Consider the following 23,444-nt stretch of genomic DNA (forward strand, 5'->3'; position numbering starts at 1 on the left):
GGGGCGGGTTTTTTTTAATATCCTCCTTGTTTCAAACCCCGGCCCCCCCAAAATTACCTCCCCGGGGGGGGCCGCGGTTTTTGGGGGGGGGCCCCGCCCGGCGACGTCATTTCGATGAAGGCGGGCACTCGTACCAGACGCAGCAACCAGGTCGTCATCTGGCGGCAGCTCAGACCATAGTCAGCTCCACGTTTCGCTTTCACAGCTCGAACTGGTTGCACCAGCACCACTTTCAGGGGGAACCATGTCCGAATCGGACGCGTTTAGCCAGTCCGCGCCGCGGAACACCAGAACCACAGAGAACACGCGGGTGAAAGGCGCCGCCCCGAACGTGAACGAATTCGATTTCGATCGTCTGCGCCGTCGCCCTGATATTGAGGCGGAGAACCTGTTCGCCGTCGATGCGAGCGACCGGCTCATTCTCGATGAGGCGGCTGGCGCGCTCGCCGCCTACCGCTCCGGTGGCGTTGTCGTGCTCGAGGACCGCTACGGCGCCCTCACCCTTGGCGCTGCCGCCCTGCACAATGCCCGCGGCATCCGTGTCTACCAGGACGCGCTCTCGGGCGAATACGCACTCGACAGCAATGCCTCCGGCGTTAACCTGACGGATGCCTACCGCTCCCTTCCGCTCGGCGAAGCGCTGCTGAAAGACGCCCACGTGGTGTTGTTGCAGTTGCCGAAAAGCCTGGAAGCGCTCGACGAGATTGCCGACGCCATAGCCACGTACGCCGCCCCCGACGTGATCGTTTTCGCCGGTGGCCGTATCAAGCACATGACCGTGAGCATGAACGAGGTGCTGCGCCGACACTTCGGTGCCCTCAATGTGCGCCCGGCTCGCCAGAAGTCTCGCGTGCTGATTGCCTCCTCGCCGTTGGCCACGTCAACGACCGACTGGCCGCACAGCGAACGCCACGAGGACTTTGACCTGACCGTGCGCGGCCACGGCGGCGTGTTCGCCGGTACCAGCATCGACATCGGCACGCGCGCACTGCTCGAGGTGCTCGACCGCATGAAGCCCGACGCGAAGCGCGCCATTGACCTGGGCTGCGGCACCGGCGTACTCGCCTCGGCCCTGGCCGCGCAGCGTCCCCTGCTGCAGGTGCTCGCGACCGATCAGTCGGCCGTGGCCGTCGCATCCGCTCGCGCGACCGTCGACGCCAATGCGCTCGCCGATCGCATCACCGTGGTGCGCGCCGACGGCCTCTCTGGCCAAGCGGATGACTCGGCTGACCTGATTCTGCTCAACCCGCCGTTTCACATCGGGGCGTCCGTGCACGCGGGCCTCGCCGAGAAGCTGTTCAATGACGCGGCGCGGGTGCTCACACCCGGCGGCGAGCTGTGGACGGTGTGGAATACGCACCTCGGCTACCGTCCGATGCTCACCCGAATCGTCGGCTCGACCCGCCAGGTCGGCCGCAACACCAAGTTCACCGTGACGGTCTCCACCGGCCGCTAACGCAAGCTGGGCGGAGTCAGACGCGCACGAGGGACTCACCGTTCAGCATCTCGAGCTGCCACGTCGTCATACCATCGGCGTGCGCAAGGTGGTGGTGCACGAGGTTGAGCGTGGCGTTACTGATGCTGCCGATGCGTTGGTCGAGAGCGTGGGCCAGGCTCAACCGGATGAGCGTGCCGTGCGCGACGACGATGATGCGGGCTCCGGGATGCTCGCGGGCGAGCTGACGCAGGGCGTCGATGCCGCGCGCGGCCACAGCCGCCTCGGTCTCGGCGCCGCGGAATCCACCGGGGAAACGCAGGGCGTCGAGCTCGGCGCCGGCACTGAGTCCCTCGGCCGGCCCGTAGTTGCGCTCGATCAAGCCCGCAATGCGCCGGGCGGAGTCGAGCCGGAGCTGTTTGCCGATGAGGTCGGCGGTTTCGGCCGCACGGCAGAGCGGGGACGAGACGATGAAATCCCAGTCGTAGCGGGAGAGGGGGGCGACCGCATCCGTTGCTTGGCCGCGCCCCACGTCGTTGAGCGGAATGTCGGTGGCGCCCTGAATGCGCGCGGCGGCGTTCCAATCGGTCTGGCCGTGGCGAATGAGGGCGAAGGTCGTCGTCGTAGTCACTCGTCTATTCTGCCTTGACCGACTGGGAGTGTGCGCCGGGCCATCAGAAGGGCTTCTCGCCGCGGCGCCGCCCAGACCAATCGAGCGAGGTCATTGACCGACCAGCCCAACAGCACGACGAGCAGCCCGTTGCGCACCGTGAGCAGCAGCAGTGGGAACAGGTCGCCGTCAATGAGCGGCAGGTAGAAAATTGGAAAGATCAGTGTTGTCAGGCCGGAGATGGCCAGCATCAGCACGCCGGGCACGCGCCACATCATCCAGCTGCGGCCGACACCGACCGCGACCACCGGCACCAGCCAGAGCATGTATTGCGGCGACCCGACCTTGTTGAAGACGATGAACACGCTGACCAGGGCCAGGGAACCGAGCAGCAGTAGCTGGGTGTCATCCACGTGCCGACGCTGTGCAACGAGCATCAGCACGAAGATCGCCGCGATGGCGCCGAACATGAGCGGTGTCATCAGGGAGGCGACCAGATCGGTGCCGGGGCCGCTGACCTCGCGGGTGGCTATCGAGTAGTTCTCGTAGATGACCGTGCCATGGTGGCCGAGCGTGGCCAGCCACACCCACGGGGTCGTGATCGGTGCTTCGAGTTGCAGGGCGCGGTCGGATTGTTCGGTGACGAATGCGGTGAGATAGTGCAGGCCACCCAGCAGCCAAACGGATGCCGCCACCGCGACCGAGAAGACCGCCCCGGTGAGCACCACCGTGCGTCGTCGGGACGACGCGGTGACCACGGCGAGGAACACGGCAGCCGGCCAGACCTTGATCCAGGTGGCGAGGGCCAGAATGACCGCGGCGACCACCGGCCGCCGCGCGAGTAGCACGAGCCCGACGATGACGAGCGGCGCCGTGATGCCTTCGAGGCGCAGCAGGCCGACCGGGCTCAGCAAGAACGACGCGAACAGCCAGTACCAGGCCGGTTTGAAGCCGCTGCGGCGGCGTCCCCAATCGGTGAGGGCTCCCACCGCGACGGCGTTGAGCGTGGTCGTCAGAAGAAACCAGAGCAGTTGGTAGAGCAGCGGCCCGGCGACTCCCGCGAAGGCGATCGGCAGCATGGCGCCGATCGGGTACACCCACCCGGTGTCAATGCCCTGCCAGACTCCGTGTTCCAGGCCGAGTTCGGCCCAGGTTCGGTAGAGCGGAAGGTCGCCGAGCGCCCTGCCGGTGAGGATGGTGGGCAGCAGGGCGAACAGAAACACCGTGTGCAGGCTGAGAAACCCGAGTACGAGGGTGCGCGGGCGTTGCAGGGTGAGGCGGCGGCTCGGGGTGAGGGCCCGGGCCAGGCGGGCGTCGACCCGATCGAAGATTGTGGACATGGGACCGTTTCTGCAGCGTGCGAGGTGAGGCCGTCGCGTGCAGTATAGGGGTGCTGGGTGAACGTCCGGTGTCGGCTCAGGCGAGGAGCTCGCGAATGTCGGCGGCCGTCAGAGCGGTGCCCTGCGGAGCGCCATCGGTCATGACACTTTCGAACAAGCGGGCCTTCGTGGCCTTGAGGGCCATGACCTTTTCTTCGATGGTGTCCTTGGAGACGAGACGGTAGACCATAACGTTCTTGGTTTGGCCGATGCGGTGCACGCGGTCGACGGCCTGCGCCTCGGTCGCCGGGTTCCACCAGGGGTCGAGCAGAATGACGTAGTCGGCCTCGGTGAGGTTGAGGCCGAAACCGCCGGCTTTGAGGCTGATGAGAAAGACGGAGCTGTTGCCCTCTTTGAAATCACTGATCGCCTTGGCCCGGTTGCGGGTCTTGCCGTCGAGGTAGGAGTAACTGATGCCGGCGGCGTCGAGCCGGTCGCGCGCCTTGCCGAGGTACTGCGTGAACTGGCTGAAGATGAGGGTGCGATGACCCTCGGCAACGGTGTCTTCGAGCAGTTCCAGCAGGGCGTCGAGCTTGGTCGACGGCACACTGTCGTATTTCGCGTCGTAGAGGCTCGCGTCGAGGCTGAGCTGGCGCAGCATGGTGAGCGAGCGGAAGATCTCAAACCGGTTCGCGTTCATGTCCTCGATCAGGCCGAGCACCTTCTGGCGCTCGCGGGCCAGATGCATGTCGTACACCTTGCGGTGCTTCGGGTGCAGGTTGAGTTCAAGCACCTGCTCCTGTTTCTCGGGAAGATCGCTGGCCACCTCGGCCTTGGTGCGCCGCAACATGAAAGGACGGATGCGGCGGCGCAGCTGCGCGAGCCGGTCGGTGTCGGCATCCGTTTCAATGGGCTTGCGGTAGTAGTCGCCGAAGCGGCTGGGGCTGGGGAACAGGCCGGGCGCGGTGATGGAGAGCAGCGACCACAGCTCCATCAGGTTGTTTTCCATCGGCGTGCCGGTGATGGCGAGCTTGAACGGGGTGCGCAGGCGGCGGGCGCAGACATGCGCCTTGCTCTGGTGGTTCTTCACGAACTGGGCTTCGTCGAGCAGCAGCCCGGCCCAGTCGTGTGCGTTGTACTCCTCGAAGTCGAGGCGGAACAGCGTGTAGGAGGTGATCACGACATCCGCTTGGCCCATTTCGTCACGCAGACTGGAGCCGCGCTTGCCGGCGGTCTGCGTGATGGCGACAGGGCGGAGGCCGGGCGCGAAACGGGCGCACTCGCTGGCCCAGTTCGAGACGACGCTCGTGGGCGCGACCACGAGAAACGGCGTGCGGGCGGCGCCGGGCCGGGCGTCCTGGCTGTCGCGTGCGTGGGCGATGAGGGCGATCGCCTGGAGCGTTTTACCGAGTCCCATATCATCGGCGAGCACGCCGCCGAGCTGGTGGTCGTAGAGAAAGCTGAGCCAGTCGAATCCGGTCTGCTGGTAGGCGCGCAGGGTGGCGTGCACGGCAGGCGGAAGCGGGCGTTCGGTGATGGGCGCTGCTTCCGACAACCCCTCGACGGCGCTGCGCCAGGTGGCGGCCTGTTCGGCGACAACACCGAGCAGCTGCAGTTCGTCCCAGAGGTCGGCCTGAAAACGGCTGAGGCCGAGTGAGCCGGCGTTGCTCTCCTGCAGGCCCCTCGCCTCTTCGATCAGGCGGCGCAACTGCTGCAGCTCGGGCCGGTCGAGGCTGAAATACGTGCCGCTGTCAAGGATCATGAGGTCCTGGTCGGTGGCCAGCGCCCGAAACAGGTCGTCGAAGGGTATGTCTTCGCCCTCGATCGTCACGGTGACGGCGAGGTCGAACCAGTCCCGGGTATTGGTGCTTTCGGTGGTGGCGAGGCTGATCACCGGCGCTTCGTCGGCTTCTCGGTAGCTCGGGGCGTCGGCCGAGACCTGCACGACGATGCCAGCCGCCGTGAGCAGCGGCACGGCCTGGCCGAGGAAGGTGATCATGACGGCGCCGTGCAGTTCGGAGTGCTCGAGCAGTTGGGCCGAGCTGATTGGAGTGGCGGCCTGCCACAGCGTGGCGAAGGAGGCGGCCGCGCGTTCGACCGCGTGCAGCATGTCGCTCTCCCGGGTCAGGTCGCGAAAGCGGGTGTCACCGGGCGTCGGGCGCAGGGGGTGGTGGTAGAGCACCGCGGCGGGTTCGATCGCGACGGCGGTGGCCGCGATGTCGGTGGCGGCGGTGTCGGCAGCGTCGGCCTGGGCGGCAACGGATGCCTCCGCCGGGCCTATATCGGTGGGCGCTACGTACTGCCACTCCCAGGCCAGGGTGATGCGGGCATCCGTGTGGTGGGTGATCGTGAGGGCCAGCTGGGGCCGGGCGGTCTTGGGTAGCTCGAAGGAAGCGTCGTGGCTGGTCACGGACAGTTTCTGCTGCAGGAACGGATAGTAGTCGGCGAGGAAGGCGCCCTCGTCGTCGGCCGGAATGTCGAAGCCATCGGTGACTGCGAGAGCGCGAATCTCGGAGCTGACCGGGGCATTCAGCCGGGCGAGGGTGAGCTGTTGGCCGCTCGAGAGCGGGTCGGCCGGGCTGGTCCAGGTGTACGCACCGTGCGCCGGGTCGCCGATGAAACCGAATTCGGCGCCGCGGTGCAGCTGCTCGTTCAGCACGAGTAGCGGGGTCAGTTGCAGGCCCGCATCGTCACGGCGAATGTCGACCTCGAGCACGGCCGGCGTGGGCGAGAGCAGAACGGAATTCTGGGCATCCGTTGCGCAGACCAACGGCAGACCGATCATCTGGGCTTCGTGCAGCAGATCCCAGAGGGCCTTGTTCTCGAAGTTGTCGAGGTAGAGCCAATGGTCGGTGTAGCTGTAGTAGCGCTGCCCGGTGGCCGAGAGGGCATAGAGAGCGTTGAGAATCTTGCGGTGGCCGCGGTTGTAGGTGCCAGGGGTCCAGGACAGGTTGTCCCAGGTGAGGGAGCCGCGGATCCACTTGCCTTTCTTGCCCATGACCATGGGGCGTGCGCCGAGACGGCGGGGTCCCTGACGTCGGTTGGGGCTGTAAGCGGGATCGAGCAGGTCGAACTGCAGCGCGAGGGCCGTGTTGGTGGCCGTGTCGCCGCCGGTCGGCCTGGCGATCGGTGCCAGGGCGGCGCGCCAGGCGGGCACCGGTGGGCGGATCGGAGTGACGGAGGCCGGGGTGGGCGGCTGGTACGCGGCCGGCACGAAAGTCGATTCGAACACGGGGGTGCGGCGGTCGCCGATCGCGCGCACAGTGGCGGCGGCGCGTTCAGCGTTCAACTCAGCGGGGGCACTGCGGCTGGCCAGCAACAGTGCGGCGACGTGTTTGCAGTTGCTGCCCATCGGGCAGGTGCAGGTTCCACTGGCCCGCACCGCCTGCCCGGCGGCATTCAGCGTGAACGAGACGAGCACGGTGTACGGCTCGGGGCCGGTGCCACTGACCCGACCGGTGAGGTGCGTTCCCGACGCGGCCCAGGACTGTGCGGTGACGTGCCCGTTGCGGGCGTATCGTTCACCGCGCGAGAACGACCGGCTGCCGACGATGCGGGCGATCTCGTGAGTGCTGAGGGAATGGGCCATAGGTGTGGGAGCTCCGTACGAACAAGGGACCAACCCTCATTGTCTCACGGGAGCCTGACCGGCGGCACGGCCGGCACGGGGGGTGCCGCCGTGTCGGCCGCAGCTGCGGTGGCCTGCAGCAGAGCGAGGGCCTGCGCCTCGATGTGGGTCTGCAACACGATCACGCTCGAGGAGCGCACAACCGTCTGCGTGGCGACGATCAGATCGAGCACGCGCTGCACGTCGGCGTTCGACCGGGCGACGACCCGGGCAAGCATGTCGCTGTCGCCCGAGACCGTGTGCAACTCGAGAATCTCGGGAATCCGGGCGAGGGCCGCGACCACGACGGCGTGGCCTGCGTCCTGTCGCACGGTGAGTGAACAGTAAGCCGTGACCGGGTAGCCGAACGCGTTCGGGTTGAGTATGGGTGCCCAGGACTTGATCACCCCGCGCCTCATGAGACGGTCGATGCGGGCCTGCACCGTGGCTCGGGCTACCTTGAGCCGGCGCGAGGCCTCGAGCACCGAGAGCTTCGGTCGCTCGCAGAACAGGGTGACGATGCGGGAATCCAGGGAATCGATGTCCATGTGGGTGGCCTTTCGCGCGTGTCGGCCGGTCGGCGTTGCCGCGACCGGTGAATGTACTAACTGTATGATTTTTGGCCGAAAATACACACAAATATTCACAGAATGTGCACTCCAATTAATCAGTGTGGCAAGCGCTTGGCAAAGTCACTAAATTTGCTGTGACCCGCCCACCGATGGAAGGAGCCAGCATGGCGCCTCGCGCACTCGCTGCCACGCTCGACACCCTGCCCCCGCCCGTCTCACAGCTTCTAGAAGCGGATGCCTCCGCACCCGACCCAGCACAGCTGCGCGACCTCTACCGGATGCTGTCGAACGTGCGCCAGCTTGACCGCGACGCCGTGGCGTGGCAGCGGCAGGGCCTCATTCCCGGCTACGCGCCGATGCTCGGCCAGGAGGCCGCCCAGGTCGGCGCCGGCGCTGCCGTTGACAAGAACCGGGACTTCGTCTTTCCGACCTATCGCGAGATGGGCGTGGCCTACACGCTCGGCGTGAACATGGTCGAGTACATGTCGACGCACAAAGCGATCTGGCACGGCGGGCTCTACGATCCCGTCGCCACCCACTTCGCACCCTTTCAGGCGGTCGTGGGTGGATCTGTTCTGCACGCGGTTGGGTGGGCGCACGGCCAGACCCTGAACGGGCCGGGGGCATCCGTTTATGCGGGGCTCGGCGTGGGCCTGGCGTTTCTCGGTGATGGCGCGAGCTCGCAGGGTGACGTGCACGAGGCGATGAACTTCGCCGCGATCGTGAAGGCGCCGGTCGTCTTCTTTGTGCAAAACAACGGCTGGGCCATCTCGGTGCCCACCGAGCAGCAGGTGGCCGGCGGTTCGGTGGCCGCACGCGCCGCGGGCTACGGCATGCCGGCCGTGCGGGTCGACGGCAACGACGTGCTCGCCGTTCTCGCTGCCACGCAGCGCGCCGTCGCCCATTCCCGAGCGGGCCTCGGCCCGGTCGTCGTCGAGGCCATGACCTACCGGCGCGGTCCGCACTCCACGAGCGACGACCCCGGCCGCTATCGCACCCTCGACGACGAGAAAATCGGCGGCGGCGAAGACCCGTTGAGCCGGTTTCGTAAGGTGCTGTCGGCGCGCGGCGTGGCCGATGCGGCCTTCTTCGCAGGCGTCGATGCCGAGGCGCAGCAGCACGCCGATGATATCCGCGACGGCGTCGTCGCACTCTGCAGTAGACCCGGCAGCGAAATGTTCGACTTTGTCTTTCAAGAAACAACCCCGACGCTCGGCGCCCAGGCGCGCCAGTGGAGAGAGGAATCCGAGCATGTCTGACACCCTCGAAGCCGTGCGGGAGACCCTACCGATGCCGCTCGTGCAACTCTCGATGCAGCAGGCCATCAACCGGGCGCTCGGTGAGATTCTTGACGCCGACGACCGCGCCCTCGTCTTCGGTGAAGACGTCGGTGTGCTCGGCGGTGTCTTTCGAGTCACCGACGGGCTGCAGGCGCGCTTCGGCGCGCACCGCGTGTTCGACACCCCGTTGGCGGAGTCGGGCATTCTCGGCACCGCGATCGGCCTGGCCATGGCCGGATTTCACCCGATCCCGGAGGTACAGTTCGACGGCTTCGCCTACCCGGCCGTGAACCAAATCATCACCCAGCTCGCCCGCATGAACTATCGCAGCCGCGGCACTTTGCCGATGCCGGTAACGCTGCGCGTGCCGAGCTTTGGTGGCATTCGGGCGCCGGAACACCACGGCGAAAGTCTCGAGTCGCTGTTCGCGCACGTGCCCGGACTCAAGGTCGTGTCGCCGTCGAGCCCGCAGCAGGCCTATCACCTACTCAAGCACGCCGCCTCGATGCCCGACCCGGTCATCTTCATGGAACCCAAGGCGCGCTACTGGAACAAGGCCGGGGTCAACCTGGCGGACAACGTGGTCGGTGCGGGCAGCGCCTCCCTCGAGGGCTCGGTGGTTGTCCGCCCCGGCAAGCATGCGACCCTGATTGCGTGGGGCGCCATGGTGTCCCGCTGCCTGCAGGTCGCGGAGCTGGCCGCGGAAGACGGCATCGAACTCGAGGTGCTCGACCTGCGCTGGTTGAAGCCGATCGACGAAGCCGCTCTGGCGGCATCCGTGTCGCGCACCCGTCGCGCCATCGTCGTGCACGAGGGGCCGCACACTGCGGGCCTCGGTGCCGAGGTGGCCGCGCTCGTCTCACAGAGTTGTTTCGACGTGCTGCGGGCACCGGTCGAACGCGTGACCGGCTTCGACGTGCCGTACCCCTCGGGTGATCTCGAGGACGAGTACATCCCGAACATTGATCGAATTCTCTTCGGAGTTCAGCGAGTACTGGAGTACCGCCGTGGCTGAAATCTCCTTTCCCCTGCCCGACCTCGGTGAGGGACTGCTCGAGGCGACCGTGCTCGAATGGCTCGTCGCCGTCGGCGACCAGGTCGAACGCAACCAGCCGTTCGTCGAGGTCGAAACGACCAAGTCGTCGGTGGAACTGCCCTCGCCGATCGCCGGCATCGTGCTCACGCTGCACGGCGAGCCCGGCGATGTCGTGCTCGTCGACACCCCGCTGATCACCTTTCGGGTAGCCGACGATTCCGCTGGCATCGTGGGCACCGTGCCGCAGGAGGCCGCGCCGAAACGCCGCGTGCGCCTCTCCGCCGTGCTCGACGAAGACTGAGATGCTCACCACAACCACAACCACAACCACAACCACCCTGCGCTGGCAGCAGCACGAACCCGCTCTCGACGCGGGCCGCGCCCCGGTGCTGCTCGTGCACGGTTTCGCCTCGTCAACCGCCCTCAATTGGGAGGCGACCGGTTGGGTGCGAGACCTGACCAACGCCGGTCGGCGTGTGCTCACCGTCGACCTTCTCGGCCACGGCACGAGCCACGCACCGCTCGAAACGGATGCCTACGCCCCCAGCCGCCTGCGTGCCGGTGTTCTCGAGGTGCTCACGCTGGCCGGCGCCCGGCCCCGCGACGCCGGTAACCCCGCCTCCGGCGTCGACCTGGTCGGGTATTCGCTCGGGTCGCGCCTGGTCTGGGAGGTCGCCGCCGAGCGGCCCGATCTGATCAATCGTGCGGTGCTCGGCGGTATGAGCGCCGAGGACCCCCTCGCCGACTTCGACCTCGACGCGGCCGCCCGGTTTCTTGCCGACTCGAGTGCGATCGCCCACGAGTCCACCGCCTCGCTCATGACCCTCATGCAGCTCGCCCCGGGTGCCAACACCCCGGCCCTGCTGCGGCTGGTCGCTGCGACCAAGCGGGAACGCTTCGAGCCGGGCGCATCCGTTCCCAAGCGGCCGATGCTTTTCGTCACCGGAGACCGCGATGTGCTCGCGACCGGAACGGCGAAGCTTGCGGCGCTCGCCGCCGACACCGAGGTGCTCTGGCTGCCGGCCCGCACCCACACCAACGCCGTCAGTTCCCGGGCCTTCAAGCGGGCGGCGATCGCGTTCCTCGGCGGCTAAACGGCTGCGGGCTCATGGTGTGTGACGCAGAAGCTGGTGGGCGGCGATCGCCACCAGCTCGAGACGGATCACGGCCACGGCAAGTCATTCGCGCCTCAGCTCACACACCCGAACTCGACACCCCGCGAACAACCCACTGCCGCCACTCACTCGTGGAAGTCACAAAATTCTGCTGAGTTTGCCGCAGGTTGAGTTTGTCGCAGTAGCGCGAGATCGTTGGGTTCCCGAGCTTTGCCTAACCGAGCAGGGCTCGATCGTCGAGGCTGGCGCCCTTGATCTTCGCGAACTCGGCGAGCAGGTCGGGCACGCTCATCGTGGCCTTGCGCTCGGCGTCGACGTCGAGAATGATCCGCCCCTCATGCATCATGATGAGCCGGTTGCCGAGGCGCAGCGCCTGGCCCATGTTGTGCGTGACCATGAGGGTGGTCAGGTGGTGCTTTTCGACGATGCTCTCGGTGAGCGTTGTGACCAGTTCGGCCCGCTGCGGGTCGAGGGCGGCCGTGTGCTCGTCGAGCAGCAAAATGCGCGGCTGGGTGAAGCTCGCCATGAGCAGTGAGAGCGCTTGGCGTTGGCCGCCGGAGAGCAGTCCGACCCGGGCCTTGAGCCGGTTTTCGAGGCCGAGTTCGAGCGAGAGAAGTTCGTCGCGAAAGAACGCACGGCGCGTGTGGGTGACGCCCCAGGACAGCCCGCGACGCTGACCGCGGCGCAGCGCGAGCGCGAGGTTCTGCTCGATCGACAGGTCGGGCGCGGTGCCGGCCATCGGATCCTGGAACACGCGGCCGACGTAGGCGGCGCGTGCGTAGTCGGGCATCCGCTTGACGGAACTGCCATCGATCGCCAGGTCGCCCGAATCGATCGGCAGCTTGCCGCTGATCATGTTGAGCAGGGTGGATTTGCCGGCGCCGTTGCTGCCGATGACGGTGACGAAGTCGCCGGTGTTCAACTGCAGTGACACATCGTTGAGTGCGACGCGTTCGTTGACGGTGCCGGGAAAGAAGGTCTTGGTGATGTTCTCGATCAGCAGCATGAGACTCCTAGTTGGCTGTCACGGCGGCAGCGGAACGCATCTGGCGCAGGGAGGGGATGCGTTTGAGAAAGCCCCAGCGCGGCAGCAGCAGTGCGGCCACGACGAGCAGTGCCGAGATGAGCTTCATGTCGTTCGGGTTGAGGCCGGCGCCGAGGGCGAAGAAGATCACCAGGCGGTAGATGACGGCGCCGCCGATGACGGCGAGCGAGGCGAGAAAGATGTTGCGACGCCCGAAAACGGCCTGGCCGACGATGACCGAGGCGAGGCCGACCAGAATGAGGCCGATGCCCATGCTGACGTCGGCGAAGCCCTGGTACTGCGCGATGAGCGCGCCGCACAGGGCGACGAGCCCGTTCGAGATGGCGAGAGTGAGAATCGTTGTGCGGTGTGTATTGACACCGAGGCTGCGGATCATCTGCTCGTTGTTGCCGGTCGCCTGAATCGACAGGCCGAGGTCCGTGCTGAGGAACCAGTCGATGGCGAACTTGATGACGAGAGCGGCGCCAGCGAAGATCAGGATGCTCCAGGCCCCGCCGAGCAGGCCGGCGTCACGCAGCGGCGTCATCAGGGTGTCCTCCCTCAACAGTGGCAGGTTGGATTTGCCCATGATGCGCAGGTTGATCGACCACAGGGCGATCATGGTGAGGATACCGGCGAGCAGGCCGTCGATACGGCCCTTGGTGTAGAGCACACCGGTCACCAAGCCGGCCACCGCCCCCGACGCCGCCCCGGCGAGGGTGGCGAGGGGAGCTGGCACTCCGTTGATGATAAGCGACGCGGCCACTGCGGCCCCGGTCGTGGAGCGTCCGGCGACGGGGAGGTCGGGGAAGTTGAGGATTCGAAACGTCAGGTAGACACCCAACGCCATGATTCCGTAGAGCAGGCCGAGTTCGAGAGCCGCATTCATCTGGTTATTCCTTCGCTCGTATCGGCTCTAGTCGATGAGCCGGTCGGCCTTGGCAATGAGCTCGTCGGAGAGGGTCACGCCCATGCGCTTGGCGGCGGCCGGGTTGAGTATGAACTCGATCGTGTCGAGGGTCTCGACCGGCATGTCGGCCGGCTTCTCGCCGTCTTTGAGGATGCGAATGGCCATCTGGCCGGTCTGGTAGCCGAGGTCGGTGTAGTTGATGCCGTAGGTGGCGATGGCACCGCGCTCGACCTGGCCGTTTTCGGCGCCGAACAGCGGAATCCGGTTGGCCTCGGAGTACTGAATAACGGCTTCGAGGCCCTCGGTGACGCGGTTGTCGGTGGGGATATAGATGGCGTCGACGTTGCCGAGCGACTCGGTGGCCTGGGCGACCTCGCTCGAGTTGGTGACGGTGGCTTCCTTGATGGTGAGGCCGAGGGTCTTGGCTGCCTCCTTGGCCAGGTCCACCTGCACGTCGGAGTTGACTTCGCCCGAGCTGTAGATGACGCCGACCGACTTGGCGTCCGGCAGAATCTCCTGGATCAGTTCGAGCTGCTCCTTCACCGGGTTGAGGTCGCTGGTGCCGGTGACGTTGCTGCCCGGCTTCTCCCAACTCTCCACCAGTCCGGCTTCCTCCGGCTCGGTCACCGCGGTGAACAGCAGCGGAATGTCAATGATCGTCTGCGCGGCGGCCTGCGCCGTGGGCGTGGCGATGGCGAGCACGAGGTCGACCTTGTCGGCGGCGAACTTGGCCGCGATGGTGCTCGCGGTGGCCTGCTCGCCCTGTGCGTTCTGCTCGTCGAAGGTGATGTCGGTGCCCTCCACGTAGCCGCCGTCGACAAAAGCCTTCTTGAAGCCCTCACGGGCGTCGTCGAGCGCCTGGTGCTGCACGATCTGGCTGATGCCGATCGTGATCATGTCGTCTGAAGCGGACGCTGTCGGCTCACTGGCCGCGCATCCACTCAGCGCGAAGGTGCTCGCGGTAACCAGGGCGAGGGCTGACAAAGACGTGGTGTGCTTCATGCTGGGGAATTCTCCTTTGAACTCTGCTGGGGAACGTTCTGATGCGGCGCGCGCGGGAACGAGTGTTCTCATGCGGCCGAACGGTATGGGGTGTCAGACGGTGGCGGGCGCGAGTGCGGCTGCCGCGGCGACCAGAAAGCGGTCGTTCTGCTGGGTCGTTCCGATCGTCACGCGCAGTCCTTCGCCGGGAAAAGCGCGGCCGAGGATGCCTTCATCAATGAAGACGGCATTCACGCGGTCGGTGTCGTCGCCGGTGCGCAGCCAGACGAAGTTTGCCTGCGAGTCGGTGACGCGCCATCCGCTCTCCCGCAGGACGCTCAGCACGCGGGTGCGTTCGGCCACGATGTCGTCGATGCGCACGGCGAGCTCGGCTTCGGCGTCGAGTGAGGCGAGGGCGGCGCGCTGGGCGAGCGCGGTCACGCCGAACGGCAGGGCGACTCGGCGCAGGTTGGCGGCGACGGCGGTGGGCGCGATGGCGTAGCCGATGCGTAGGCCAGCCAGGCCGTAGGCCTTGGAGAAGGTGTGCAGCACGGCCACGTTGGGGTAACGGCGAAAGAAGTCGATGCCGACGGCCGAGGCGGCGTCGCGGTTGAAGTGCAGGTAGGCCTCGTCAACGATGACGAGCACGTCTTCGGGCACCCGCGCCATGAAGGCGTGCAGTTCATCGGCGGTGACGAAAGCGCCGGTCGGGTTGTTGGGGTTGCAGACCACAATGAGCCGGGTCTGGGCGGTGATCGCGTCGGCCATGGCGTCGAGGTCGTGGCGCTCATCGCCGGTGAGGGCGATCGGCACGGGTGTTGCACCCGCGACCTGCACCAGAATCGGGTAGGCCTCGAACGAGCGCCAGGCGAAGATGACCTCGTCGCCGGCCCCGGCGCTCGCGTGGATGAGCTGCGACAGTACCTCGACCGAGCCGGCGCCGAAGGCCACGTTCTCGGCGGCGACATCGAACCGGGCCGCAATGCGGTCGGCGACCTCGGCCACGGCCATGCTCGGGTACCGGTGAATCTCACCGAGAGCGGATGCGATGGCGTCGGTGACCGAGGCAAGCGGCGCGAACGGGTTCTCGTTGGACGACAGCTTGAACGCTGGCGAATCGCCGGCAGCGGCGCCCTGCTTGTAGGCGGGCAGCCTGCTGATGGTTTCGCGTTGGTGCACCATAACTTCTCAACCTCACTCGTGAACCCTGTTCCAGACATGCTCGGCGAGTAAAGCGTCGGCGATGACGGGTTGATTCAGAGCGTAGTGATCGCGCAGAAGTTTGACAATTCGATCAGTATGCACGACACAAACTGCATCATGTGACCGGTGCTGGGCGAGCTTCGTTGAACAAGTTGCTCGGTTCTCGACTATTTGGTGGCCGGGAGTTATCCGCTGGCGCGCTGCGCGACCTGGTACTAAACTTGAGTCGGTAAGGCTCAACTTTGGAGGAGACAGCGATGCAAGCCGGTCAGCAACCACCGCAGCAAGACGCCAAGACGGCCCTCGAACTGTATGGGGTGAACCTCACCGATATCGCCCGCAGCGGCAAGCTCGACCCGGTGATCGGGCGGGATGGCGAGATTCGCCGCATCAGCCAGGTGCTCACCCGGCGCACCAAGAACAACCCGGTGCTGATCGGTGAACCCGGCGTGGGCAAGACCGCGGTGGTGGAGGGCCTGGCCCAACGCATCGTGGCCGGCGACGTGGCCGACTCCCTCAAGGGCAAGCAGCTGGTCTCCCTCGATCTGGCGGCCCTCGTGGCCGGCGCCAAGTATCGCGGCGAGTTCGAGGAGCGGCTCAAGGCCGTGCTCAAGGAGATCAACGACGCCGAGGGTCAGATCATCACCTTTGTTGACGAACTGCACACTCTGATGGGTGCCGGCGGCGGTGAAGGCTCCGTCGCTGCCAGCAACATGCTCAAGCCCATGCTCGCGCGCGGTGAACTGCGCCTGATCGGTGCCACAACCCTCAACGAGTATCGCGAATTCATTGAAAAGGATGCGGCGCTCGAGCGTCGCTTTCAGCCGGTGCTTGTCGACGAACCGTCGGTGGAGGACACCGTTGCCATTCTGCGCGGGCTCAAAGAACGTTACGAAGCCCACCACAAGGTTACGATCGCCGATTCTGCCCTCGTGGCCGCGGCATCCCTCTCGAATCGTTATATCACCGCCCGTCAGCTGCCCGACAAGGCCATCGACCTCATCGACGAGGCCGCGAGTCGGCTGCGCATGGAGATTGATTCCTCCCCGGTCGAGATCGACGAGCTGCGGCGCAGCGTCGACCGGCTGAAGCTCGAAGAACTCGCGTTGAAGAAGGAAAAGGACGATGCGTCGAAGGCGCGGCTGGTGAAACTGCGCAGTGATCTCGATGAGCGGCAGGCCAACCTGAAGGAGCTGCAGGCGCGCTGGGACGCTGAGCGGGCCTCGCTCAACCGGGTCGGCGAGCTGCGCGAGCGTCTCGACGCCGCCCGGATCGAATCCGACCGGGCCCAGCGCGAGGGCAACCTCGAAAAAGCTTCACGGCTGCTCTATGGGGACATTCCGGTGATGGAACGGGCGCTCGCCGACGCCGAGAAGGAAGAATCCGTCGGCCCGCGCATGGTCAACGATCAGGTCACGAGCGAGGACATTGCCGCCGTGGTCGCCGCCTGGACGGGAATTCCGGTGGGTCGACTGCTGCAGGGCGAGACCGAAAAACTGCTGAACCTCGAAAACGAGCTCGGCCACCGTCTGATCGGCCAGAAGCGGGCCGTGCGTTCGGTCGCCGACGCCGTGCGACGCAGCCGGGCCGGCATCTCTGACCCCGACCGGCCGACCGGATCGTTTCTGTTTCTCGGCCCGACCGGAGTGGGCAAGACCGAACTGGCCAAGGCCCTCGCCGAGTTTCTGTTCGACGATGAAAAAGCCATGGTGCGCATCGATATGAGCGAGTACGGCGAGAAGTTCTCGGTGTCCCGCCTGGTCGGAGCGCCTCCGGGCTATGTCGGCTACGAGCAGGGCGGCCAGCTGACCGAGGCCGTGCGACGTCGCCCCTACTCGGTGATTCTGTTCGACGAGGTGGAGAAGGCGCATCCTGAGGTGTTCGACGTGCTGTTGCAGGTGCTCGACGACGGCCGCCTTACCGACGGCCAGGGCCGTACGGTGGACTTTCGCAACACCATTCTCGTGCTCACCTCGAACCTCGGTTCGCAGTTTCTGGTCGATTCCACCCTGTCGGTGGAGCAGAAGGAGGAGGCCGTTCAGGCACTCGTGCGGCAGGCCTTCAAGCCCGAGTTCGTCAACCGGCTCGACGACATCGTGGTGTTCTCCTCGCTCACGACGGAGGAGCTGGGTGAGATCGTTGAGCTCGACGTCGACCGGTTGCAGAAGCGTCTCGCCGAGCGCCGGCTGGAGCTTGCGGTGACACCGGATGCCCGCCTGTGGCTGGCCGAGCGCGGTTACGACCCGATCTACGGCGCACGTCCGCTACGGCGCCTGATGCAGCGCGAGATCGACGACCGCCTCGCGCGGGCGCTGCTCGCCGGGAGCATTCGCGACGGCGACACGGTGCTCGTCGCGCTGGCCGTCGGCGGGAATTCTCTCACCGTCACCTCCGCTCCGGCGCTGCTGACGGCCTCGCTGAAAGACGAGCTGCTGTAGCCGTTACCGGGTGGGGCGAACACGGAGGTGGGTCTCAGGTTCGTCCGGTTAGGCTCAAACAATGCTCGCAACTGTGATTTATGGTGAACGGGATGTTCGCCTCGAAGAAGTTCCCGAACCCGTACTCTCGACCGGGGGCGACGCCATCGTTCGCGTGGTCGCGGCCTGCGTCTGCGGGTCGGACCTGTGGCCCTACCGCGGCGTCACACCGACCAATGAACCGCAACGGATCGGCCACGAATTCGTCGGCATCGTCGAAGCCATCGGTCCGGACGTGTCGACCCTCACGGTCGGCGACTTCGTCATCGCGCCGTTCTACGACTGTGACGGAACCTGCGTCAACTGCCAGAACGGCGTGAGCACCTCCTGCCTCAACGGCGGCTGGTGGGGAGCGAAGGACCAGCTCGGAGGATTCGCCGATGGCGCGCAGGGGGAGCGCGTGCGCGTTCCCCACGCCGACGGTTCACTCGTTGTCACACCGACCGTTCCAAATGACGACCTCGTACCGAGCCTGCTGACCCTCGCCGACGTTATGGGCACGGGACATCACGCGGCCGTCTCGGCCGGGGTGACGCCGGGCAGCACCGTTGTCGTTGTCGGTGATGGAGCCGTCGGGCTGTGCGCCATTCTGGCGAGCAAGCGCCTCGGTGCGAGCCGCATAGTTGCCATGTCACGCCACGCCGACCGCCAGGCCGTGGCCCGCGAATTCGGTGCGACCGATGTCATCAAGGAGCGCGGTGACGAGGGCGTCGCCGCCGTCAAGGCCCTGTTCGACGGTGTGGGCGCCGATTTCGTACTGGAGTGCGTCGGTACCCAGGAATCCATGGATCAGGCCATCCGCTCGGCTCGCCCCGGGGGAATGGTCGGCTACGTCGGCGTGCCCAACGGCGGCGCCGAACTGCCGATTCGCACCCTGTTCGGAACGAACGTCGGCGTGAACGGGGGCGTCGCATCCGTTCGCAGCTATGTGGAGGAGCTTTTGCCCGAGGTGCTCTCTGGTCAGATCAACCCGGGAAGGGTGTTCGACCTGCAGCTGCCTCTCGGCGAAGTCGCCGAGGCCTACGCCGCGATGGATGAACGCCGCGCCATCAAGGTGCTTCTGCGCCCGTAATACCCGGACGGATTGACCAAGACCGGGCGGCCGCTGTGGAAGGACAGTCGTGAATCAACCGTTCCTCTGGGGAGGGCTGCTGTTTTTCACCGGTGCCGTCGCAATTCTTAGGCTCGTGGTGGGGCGCCCTCTGCTTCGCCTACGTTCGGTTCGCGTGGGGTGGGTGTGGGCCTCGGTGGCGTTTGCAAGCGGGCTTGCGCTCGTGTTTCACTGCGCGGCAATGTTCTTCGGACCCTGGATCGACGCAGTGCCGTTTCTGCAGGCACCGGCGGACATGGTTCGCCTGATGGGCGTTGGAAGCGAAATCGCGTACTGGGTACCCGCCGCCGCCCTGTTGGTGGCGTGGCGGCGCGTATGGTGGCCGGCCCTCGCGGCCCTCGTCGTCACCCTTGCCGGCGTGGGCGTGACCATGTACTGGCCGTTTCCGCTCTCGGTGCACCTCGCCTGGCTCACGGCGGTGATCATTGTCGGTTCGTTGGTTCCGACCCTGTTGCTCCGTGGGCCACTCGCTGTTCGATAGTCGTACGCTGTTATTTTGCGCTCAGTCGTTGACGAGCAGCAGCTCCGTGAGGGGCTTGCGAGTGCGCGGGGCAACTTCGCGCTCGCGCAGCTCCGGGGTGAGGTCGTCGAGCTTGCCGAGCACGCCGAGTGCGGTGACGGTCACGACGGCTTGGTCCTCGGTGAGGTTGAACGCTGCCGCGATCGCCGGCCCGTCGAAGCCACCCATCTGGTGAGTGTGCAGACCGTCGTGCTGGGCTTGAATCGTGAGGTGGGCAACGGCCTGGCCGAGGTCGTAGCGCGCCCACGGGTTTTCGCGCGTTTCATCGATCGAGAGCTTCGCAACGCTGACAATCAAAACGGATGCCGTGTCGGCCCACGCCCTGTTGAACCCCATCAGCGCGTCGTTGATCGTGGCGAAGCTCGCCGATCCGCGGCGGGCAACGATGAAGCGCGACGGCTGCATGTTACTCGCCGAGGGGGCCCAACGAGCCGCTTCGAGCACCGTCGTGAGGGTCGCCTCGTCGATGACGGCGGTCGGGTCGTAGGCGCGGGGGCTCCAGCGCGCGGCCAGGCTCGGCAGCAGGGGGGACAGGGTGTTGGCGTGGCGGTCGGCCGGAATAGTTGCAGTCAGCGTAGTTGCAGTCAGCGCAGTTGCAGTCAGCGGGGCGTCAGTCATGGCGGGTCCTTTGGAAGAAGTGGCCGAGCGGATAGGCGGGGCAACTCTGACCCATCTGCTTCAACGTATTCGGCGCTGGGCTATTCCGCCAAACGTGCCGATCTTGGCGGCTGGGTGTGGGCAACCGCTAGGGTGACATACAACGGGGGAACACAGCATGGTTGCTCGCACGCCGGTTATTCATCGTCAGCTCCACGCTCGGCTGAGCGCTGTCGGTGCCGTGCTTGCGCTGTCACTGAGCGGATGCAGCGCGTTCTTTCCCAACGAGGTGACGCCCACCGGCGCTGTTGCGTCTCCCGAGCCCGCAGCCTGCAGCACCGCGGATGCGCACCTGGTCTGGCAGCGCATGCAGGAGGCTCAGCCCGCGGCACTCGGCCACCGGGAGATCACGGTTTCTGCGGACGGCTCCGAGACGAAGGTCGATACCGAACTTCTTTATACGTCGAGCCTCACGAGCGACGAGTTGCGGTCGCGCGACTATTTCGCTCCTGACTGGATCAATTTTCTGCTGTCGGAGTTTGAGGACACCGGGCAGACGGATATGACCGATCTCGGCCATCCGCACGTTGATTTTGATGCGGCGAAACCGTCGGTCCCGCTGGTTGGAACGACGATCGTGGGCTTTCAGACCGACCAGATTCAGGTCGCCTTCGATGTGTCGTGCAATGGGAGCGAGATGGGTTCGGGGCTGCTCACCACGAGCGGGAACGGACTGAATGCGACCATGCTGCTGTGCGGAGCGCTCAGCGAGCACGACCAGCCGACGCCCGAGCCTACGACCGACGCCCCGAACGTCGGCGGTTTTAGCTTTCCCGATGAGGGGTATCAGAGGCAATTAAGCAGCTACTGCCCCGACCACGGATAGCTACTTGCCCTGGAGGCGATTGCGCACTTCGCGGCGCAGCACCTTGCCGAGCAACGAGCGCGGCAGGTCGTCAACCTCGACGATGCGCCGTGGCACCTTGTAGGCGGACAATCGGGTGCGGCAGTACTCGCGCACCGCGTTCACGTCTAGTTCCGCGCCGGGGGTGAGTACCACGACGGCGACCACGTCTTCGCCACCGTTTGCGCTCGGTACCCCGACTACGGCCGCATCGGAAATGTCGGGGTGGGAGAGCAGCGCCTCTTCGACCTCGGAGGGCGACACGTTGAAACCGCCGGTGATGATGAGCTCTTTCATGCGGTCGACGACGGTGATGAAACCATCGGCCGAGACCCGCACGATGTCGCCGGTGCGCAGCCATCCGCCGGGTAGCAGCGCCTGGGCGCTCTCGGTCGGTCGGTCCCAATAGCCCGAGAAGATCTGCGGGCCGGCTACGAGCAGCTCGCCCTCCTCCTCGAAGCCGCGCTCGATCGTCGGGTCTTCCGGGTCGACCACGCGAATGTCGGTGCTCGGAAACGGCACACCGACCGTTCCGGGGCGACGGCTCGGGCCGATCGGATTACCGGCCACGATCGGTGAGGCCTCGGTCATGCCATAGCCCTCGACCAGCAGTCCGCCGGTGGCATTCTCCCAGCGTTCCACAATCAACACCGGCAAGTTCATGGCGCCAGAGATGGCAAAGCGGATGCCCGCGAGGCTCACCTTCTTCTTCGCCGCGGCCATGACCAGGCGGTCGTAGATTGGCGGCACCGCCGGCAGAAAGGTGGGTGGCGCGTGCCTGGTTGCATCGAGCACGAGCTTCTCGTCGAACTTGGGAAACAGCACGAGTCGGGCGCCGATGCTCATCGAGAAAGTGAGGCAGAGGGTGAGGCCGTAGGCATGAAACATGGGCAGTACGCCGTACACCGTTTCATCACCTGGTCGGAGGCCTGCAACCCAGGCGGAGCCCTGTGCAGCGTTGGCGCGCAGGTTGTAGTGGCTGAGAATCGCGCCCTTCGGGGTGCCGGTCGTGCCGCTCGTGTATTGCAGCACGGCGGTGTCGGTCAGTAGCGGGCGTTGGTGTGACGGGTGCAGCTTCCGGGCTCCCACGATCGACTCCCAGGTGATCGCACCCTTTCCCGGCCCGCCGGTCAGGGCTGCACGAGCCTCCTGGGCCTTCTTGATCGGCAGCTTGAGGGCCAGCCGTTTCGAGAGCGGCATCGCGCGTGTGAGGTCAACGGTGACGACATCCGCCACCCCCATGTCTTTTGGAAAAGCACGCACGGCCTCGTAGGCCTTGTCCCAGACGATCGCGACACGAGCGCCGTGGTCTTCGAACTGGTGGCGCAGTTCCCGCGGCGTGTAGAGCGGGTTGTGCTCGACCACGATGGCGCCGAGGCGCAGCACCGCATAGAACGCGACGACGTGCTGCGGGCAGTTGGGCAGCACGAGGGCCACTCGGTCGCCCGGGCTCACGCCGAGCTTGCGCAGTCCGTTCGCGGCCCGGGAGATCTGCTCGCCGAGCTGCTCGTAGGTGGTTGTGGAGCCGAAGAAGTCGAGGGCGATTGCCGGCGCAAACTGCTCAGCCGAGGTTTCCATCATGTCGGTGAGGGTTTGGGTGGTTTCGGCGATCGTGCCGGGAACGCCGGGGGCGTAGGAGGCCAGCCACGGCTGATCCCTCAAGGTCATGACAACTCTCGGGTGATTGCGGCGACGAACTGATCGATGTCGTCTTCGGTGGTGTCGAAGCCGCACATCCAGCGCACCTCGTTCTTTGAGGCGTCCCAATCGTAGAACCGAAAAGACTCCCGCAACCGGTCGGCGACGCCGGGGGGGAGGATGGCGAAAATGGCGTTGGCCTGCGTGGCCTGGCTGAAGGCCAGCCCCCTGATGGTGCCTTGAGCGAGTTCGCCCTCGAGCGCACCGCGCAGTCGGATGGCCATCGCGTTGGAATGGGTCGCGTTCCGCAGCCAGAGGTCGCCGTCGAGCAGCGCGATGAGCTGCGCCGAAACGAAACGCATCTTGCTGGAGAGCTGCATGTTCGACTTGCGCAGAAACTTCAAACCAGTGGATGCGGCCGGGTTGAGTACCACGATGCACTCACCGAGCATCATGCCGTTCTTGGTGCCGCCGAAGCTGAGCACGTCGACGCCGGCATCCCGGGTGAACGCGCGTAGCGGCACCCCGAGGCTCGCGGCCGCGTTGCTGATGCGGGCACCGTCCATGTGCAGCGTCATGCCCTTGGAGTGGGCGTGATCGGCGATGGCGCGCACCTCGTCGACCGTGTACGCGGTGCCGAGCTCGGTGGTCTGCGTGATGGCCACGACGAGCGGCTGGGCGCGGTGCTCATCGCCCCAGCCCCAGGCCTCCTGGTCGATGAGTTCGGGGGTGAGTTTGCCGTCGGGGGTGGCTATCGGAAGCAGCTTGAAACCGCCGACGTGTTCGGGGGCGCCGCCCTCGTCGTTGTGAATGTGCGCGGTGGCCGAGCAAATCACGGCGCCCCAGCGTGGCAGCATCGACTGCAGGCCGGTGACGTTGGCGCCGGTACCGTTGAACACCGGGAACGCTTCGACGCCGTCACCGAACTGTTCGACGAAGACTTCCTGCAGGCGGGCCGTGTAGGCGTCTTCGCCGTAGGCGATCTGGTGGGCGCCATTGGCCTCAGCCATGGCCTCCAGAATTTCCGGATGGATTCCGGAGTAGTTGTCGGAGGCGAAACCGCGAGAAGTCAGATCATGGAGTTGGGTCACGCCTCTATCCTCCC

The 23,444-nt window shown here is 66.0% G+C and carries 20 protein-coding genes; 9 read left to right on the plus strand and 11 right to left on the minus strand.

The features are described from left to right. The first annotated feature begins 331 nt into the window (after positions 1 to 331). Complete coding sequence (locus LH475_RS08315; protein WP_297413400.1) at positions 332 to 1,456, plus strand: class I SAM-dependent methyltransferase; 1,125 nt, start codon at positions 332 to 334, stop codon at positions 1,454 to 1,456. Between the two features lie 16 nt (positions 1,457 to 1,472). On the opposite strand, the gene LH475_RS08320 is transcribed toward LH475_RS08315, so the two are convergent. The 4 genes from LH475_RS08320 to LH475_RS08335 form a co-directional block, all read right to left on the minus strand. Then, the gene (locus LH475_RS08320) at positions 1,473 to 2,066 is read right to left on the minus strand and encodes a histidine phosphatase family protein (protein WP_196843004.1); all 594 of its coding nucleotides are present in this window, start codon (positions 2,064 to 2,066) and stop codon (positions 1,473 to 1,475) included. Further along, entirely contained in the window at positions 2,063 to 3,385 is a 1,323-nt protein-coding gene (locus tag LH475_RS08325) for a glycosyltransferase 87 family protein (protein WP_297413402.1), read from the minus strand. Before LH475_RS08325 ends, LH475_RS08320 begins: the two co-directional genes overlap by 4 nt. Before the next feature lie 76 nt (positions 3,386 to 3,461). Next, the gene (locus LH475_RS08330; RefSeq protein ID WP_297413404.1) at positions 3,462 to 6,953 is read right to left on the minus strand and encodes a DEAD/DEAH box helicase; all 3,492 of its coding nucleotides are present in this window, start codon (positions 6,951 to 6,953) and stop codon (positions 3,462 to 3,464) included. Positions 6,954 to 6,997: 44 nt separating this feature from the next. Then, positions 6,998 to 7,519, minus strand: coding sequence for an Lrp/AsnC family transcriptional regulator (locus tag LH475_RS08335; RefSeq protein WP_196843006.1), 522 nt, complete (start codon positions 7,517 to 7,519; stop codon positions 6,998 to 7,000). Between the two features lie 302 nt (positions 7,520 to 7,821). Between LH475_RS08335 and LH475_RS08340 the strand changes: the two genes are divergently transcribed. The 4 genes from LH475_RS08340 to LH475_RS08355 are packed head-to-tail and all read left to right on the plus strand — an operon-like array spanning position 7,822 to position 10,953. After that, complete coding sequence (locus LH475_RS08340; protein ID WP_327012102.1) at positions 7,822 to 8,802, plus strand: thiamine pyrophosphate-dependent enzyme; 981 nt, start codon at positions 7,822 to 7,824, stop codon at positions 8,800 to 8,802. Then, complete coding sequence (locus tag LH475_RS08345; RefSeq protein ID WP_297413406.1) at positions 8,795 to 9,838, plus strand: alpha-ketoacid dehydrogenase subunit beta; 1,044 nt, start codon at positions 8,795 to 8,797, stop codon at positions 9,836 to 9,838. The genes LH475_RS08340 and LH475_RS08345 overlap by 8 nt, the downstream gene beginning before the upstream one ends. After that, a complete protein-coding gene (locus LH475_RS08350; RefSeq protein WP_196843008.1) occupies positions 9,831 to 10,160 on the plus strand; it encodes a biotin/lipoyl-containing protein in 330 nt (109 codons plus the stop codon). Before LH475_RS08345 ends, LH475_RS08350 begins: the two co-directional genes overlap by 8 nt. A gap of 1 nt (position 10,161) precedes the next feature. Beyond that, entirely contained in the window at positions 10,162 to 10,953 is a 792-nt protein-coding gene (locus LH475_RS08355; RefSeq protein ID WP_297413410.1) for an alpha/beta fold hydrolase, read from the plus strand. 235 nt (positions 10,954 to 11,188) lie between these two features. Here the strand turns inward: LH475_RS08355 and LH475_RS08360 are convergent, their stop codons facing one another. The 4 genes from LH475_RS08360 to hisC form a co-directional block, all read right to left on the minus strand. Continuing rightward, positions 11,189 to 11,980, minus strand: coding sequence for an ABC transporter ATP-binding protein (locus tag LH475_RS08360; RefSeq protein WP_297413412.1), 792 nt, complete (start codon positions 11,978 to 11,980; stop codon positions 11,189 to 11,191). 7 nt (positions 11,981 to 11,987) lie between these two features. Next, a complete protein-coding gene (locus LH475_RS08365; RefSeq protein WP_297413414.1) occupies positions 11,988 to 12,887 on the minus strand; it encodes an ABC transporter permease in 900 nt (299 codons plus the stop codon). A gap of 27 nt (positions 12,888 to 12,914) precedes the next feature. Continuing rightward, a complete protein-coding gene (locus LH475_RS08370) occupies positions 12,915 to 13,910 on the minus strand; it encodes an ABC transporter substrate-binding protein (protein WP_196843012.1) in 996 nt (331 codons plus the stop codon). Between the two features lie 93 nt (positions 13,911 to 14,003). Next, a complete protein-coding gene (gene hisC / locus LH475_RS08375) occupies positions 14,004 to 15,071 on the minus strand; it encodes a histidinol-phosphate transaminase (RefSeq protein ID WP_196843013.1) in 1,068 nt (355 codons plus the stop codon). A 278-nt stretch (positions 15,072 to 15,349) separates the two neighbouring features. Here hisC and LH475_RS08380 point away from each other — a divergent pair, with 278 nt between their 5' ends. The 3 genes from LH475_RS08380 (at position 15,350) to LH475_RS08390 (ending at position 19,161) form a co-directional block, all read left to right on the plus strand. Beyond that, complete coding sequence (locus LH475_RS08380) at positions 15,350 to 17,530, plus strand: AAA family ATPase (protein WP_196843014.1); 2,181 nt, start codon at positions 15,350 to 15,352, stop codon at positions 17,528 to 17,530. Positions 17,531 to 17,591: 61 nt separating this feature from the next. Beyond that, positions 17,592 to 18,641, plus strand: a complete 1,050-nt coding sequence (locus tag LH475_RS08385) for a zinc-dependent alcohol dehydrogenase family protein (RefSeq protein WP_196843015.1) — start codon at positions 17,592 to 17,594, stop codon at positions 18,639 to 18,641. 175 nt (positions 18,642 to 18,816) lie between these two features. Further along, entirely contained in the window at positions 18,817 to 19,161 is a 345-nt protein-coding gene (locus LH475_RS08390) for a hypothetical protein (RefSeq protein ID WP_297413422.1), read from the plus strand. Between the two features lie 21 nt (positions 19,162 to 19,182). Here LH475_RS08390 and LH475_RS08395 read toward each other — a convergent pair whose 3' ends face one another. After that, complete coding sequence (locus LH475_RS08395; RefSeq protein WP_196843017.1) at positions 19,183 to 19,818, minus strand: nitroreductase family protein; 636 nt, start codon at positions 19,816 to 19,818, stop codon at positions 19,183 to 19,185. 157 nt (positions 19,819 to 19,975) lie between these two features. On the opposite strand from LH475_RS08395, the gene LH475_RS08400 reads away from it, so the two are divergent. Continuing rightward, complete coding sequence (locus LH475_RS08400) at positions 19,976 to 20,683, plus strand: hypothetical protein (protein WP_196843018.1); 708 nt, start codon at positions 19,976 to 19,978, stop codon at positions 20,681 to 20,683. Here LH475_RS08400 and LH475_RS08405 read toward each other — a convergent pair whose 3' ends face one another. Together LH475_RS08405 and LH475_RS08410 are read right to left on the minus strand one after the other, a co-directional pair. Next, positions 20,684 to 22,369: a long-chain-fatty-acid--CoA ligase gene (locus LH475_RS08405; protein ID WP_297413424.1), complete on the minus strand. Its 1,686-nt coding sequence runs from the start codon at positions 22,367 to 22,369 to the stop codon at positions 20,684 to 20,686. After that, complete coding sequence (locus LH475_RS08410; RefSeq protein ID WP_297413426.1) at positions 22,366 to 23,430, minus strand: low specificity L-threonine aldolase; 1,065 nt, start codon at positions 23,428 to 23,430, stop codon at positions 22,366 to 22,368. The genes LH475_RS08405 and LH475_RS08410 overlap by 4 nt, the downstream gene beginning before the upstream one ends. Between the last annotated feature and the right edge of the window lie 14 nt (positions 23,431 to 23,444).

Origin of the sequence: Cryobacterium sp., from assembly GCF_026786305.1 — a bacterium.
Classification (GTDB): Bacteria; Actinomycetota; Actinomycetes; order Actinomycetales; family Microbacteriaceae; genus Cryobacterium.

What these genes read in the sequence shown, in the direction of transcription:
- LH475_RS08365 (WP_297413414.1), bottom strand. Translation starts at nt 12,887, where the DNA reads ATGAATGCGGCTCTCGAACTCGGCCTGCTCTACGGAATCATGGCGTTG.
- hisC (WP_196843013.1), bottom strand. Translation starts at nt 15,071, where the DNA reads ATGGTGCACCAACGCGAAACCATCAGCAGGCTGCCCGCCTACAAGCAG.
- LH475_RS08355 (WP_297413410.1), top strand. Translation starts at nt 10,162, where the DNA reads ATGCTCACCACAACCACAACCACAACCACAACCACCCTGCGCTGGCAG.
- LH475_RS08380 (WP_196843014.1), top strand. Translation starts at nt 15,350, where the DNA reads ATGCAAGCCGGTCAGCAACCACCGCAGCAAGACGCCAAGACGGCCCTC.
- LH475_RS08385 (WP_196843015.1), top strand. Translation starts at nt 17,592, where the DNA reads ATGCTCGCAACTGTGATTTATGGTGAACGGGATGTTCGCCTCGAAGAA.
- LH475_RS08335 (WP_196843006.1), bottom strand. Translation starts at nt 7,519, where the DNA reads ATGGACATCGATTCCCTGGATTCCCGCATCGTCACCCTGTTCTGCGAG.
- LH475_RS08330 (WP_297413404.1), bottom strand. Translation starts at nt 6,953, where the DNA reads ATGGCCCATTCCCTCAGCACTCACGAGATCGCCCGCATCGTCGGCAGC.
- LH475_RS08370 (WP_196843012.1), bottom strand. Translation starts at nt 13,910, where the DNA reads ATGAAGCACACCACGTCTTTGTCAGCCCTCGCCCTGGTTACCGCGAGC.
- LH475_RS08345 (WP_297413406.1), top strand. Translation starts at nt 8,795, where the DNA reads ATGTCTGACACCCTCGAAGCCGTGCGGGAGACCCTACCGATGCCGCTC.
- LH475_RS08360 (WP_297413412.1), bottom strand. Translation starts at nt 11,980, where the DNA reads ATGCTGCTGATCGAGAACATCACCAAGACCTTCTTTCCCGGCACCGTC.
- LH475_RS08340 (WP_327012102.1), top strand. Translation starts at nt 7,822, where the DNA reads ATGCTGTCGAACGTGCGCCAGCTTGACCGCGACGCCGTGGCGTGGCAG.
- LH475_RS08405 (WP_297413424.1), bottom strand. Translation starts at nt 22,369, where the DNA reads ATGACCTTGAGGGATCAGCCGTGGCTGGCCTCCTACGCCCCCGGCGTT.
- LH475_RS08325 (WP_297413402.1), bottom strand. Translation starts at nt 3,385, where the DNA reads ATGTCCACAATCTTCGATCGGGTCGACGCCCGCCTGGCCCGGGCCCTC.
- LH475_RS08400 (WP_196843018.1), top strand. Translation starts at nt 19,976, where the DNA reads ATGGTTGCTCGCACGCCGGTTATTCATCGTCAGCTCCACGCTCGGCTG.
- LH475_RS08395 (WP_196843017.1), bottom strand. Translation starts at nt 19,818, where the DNA reads ATGACTGACGCCCCGCTGACTGCAACTGCGCTGACTGCAACTACGCTG.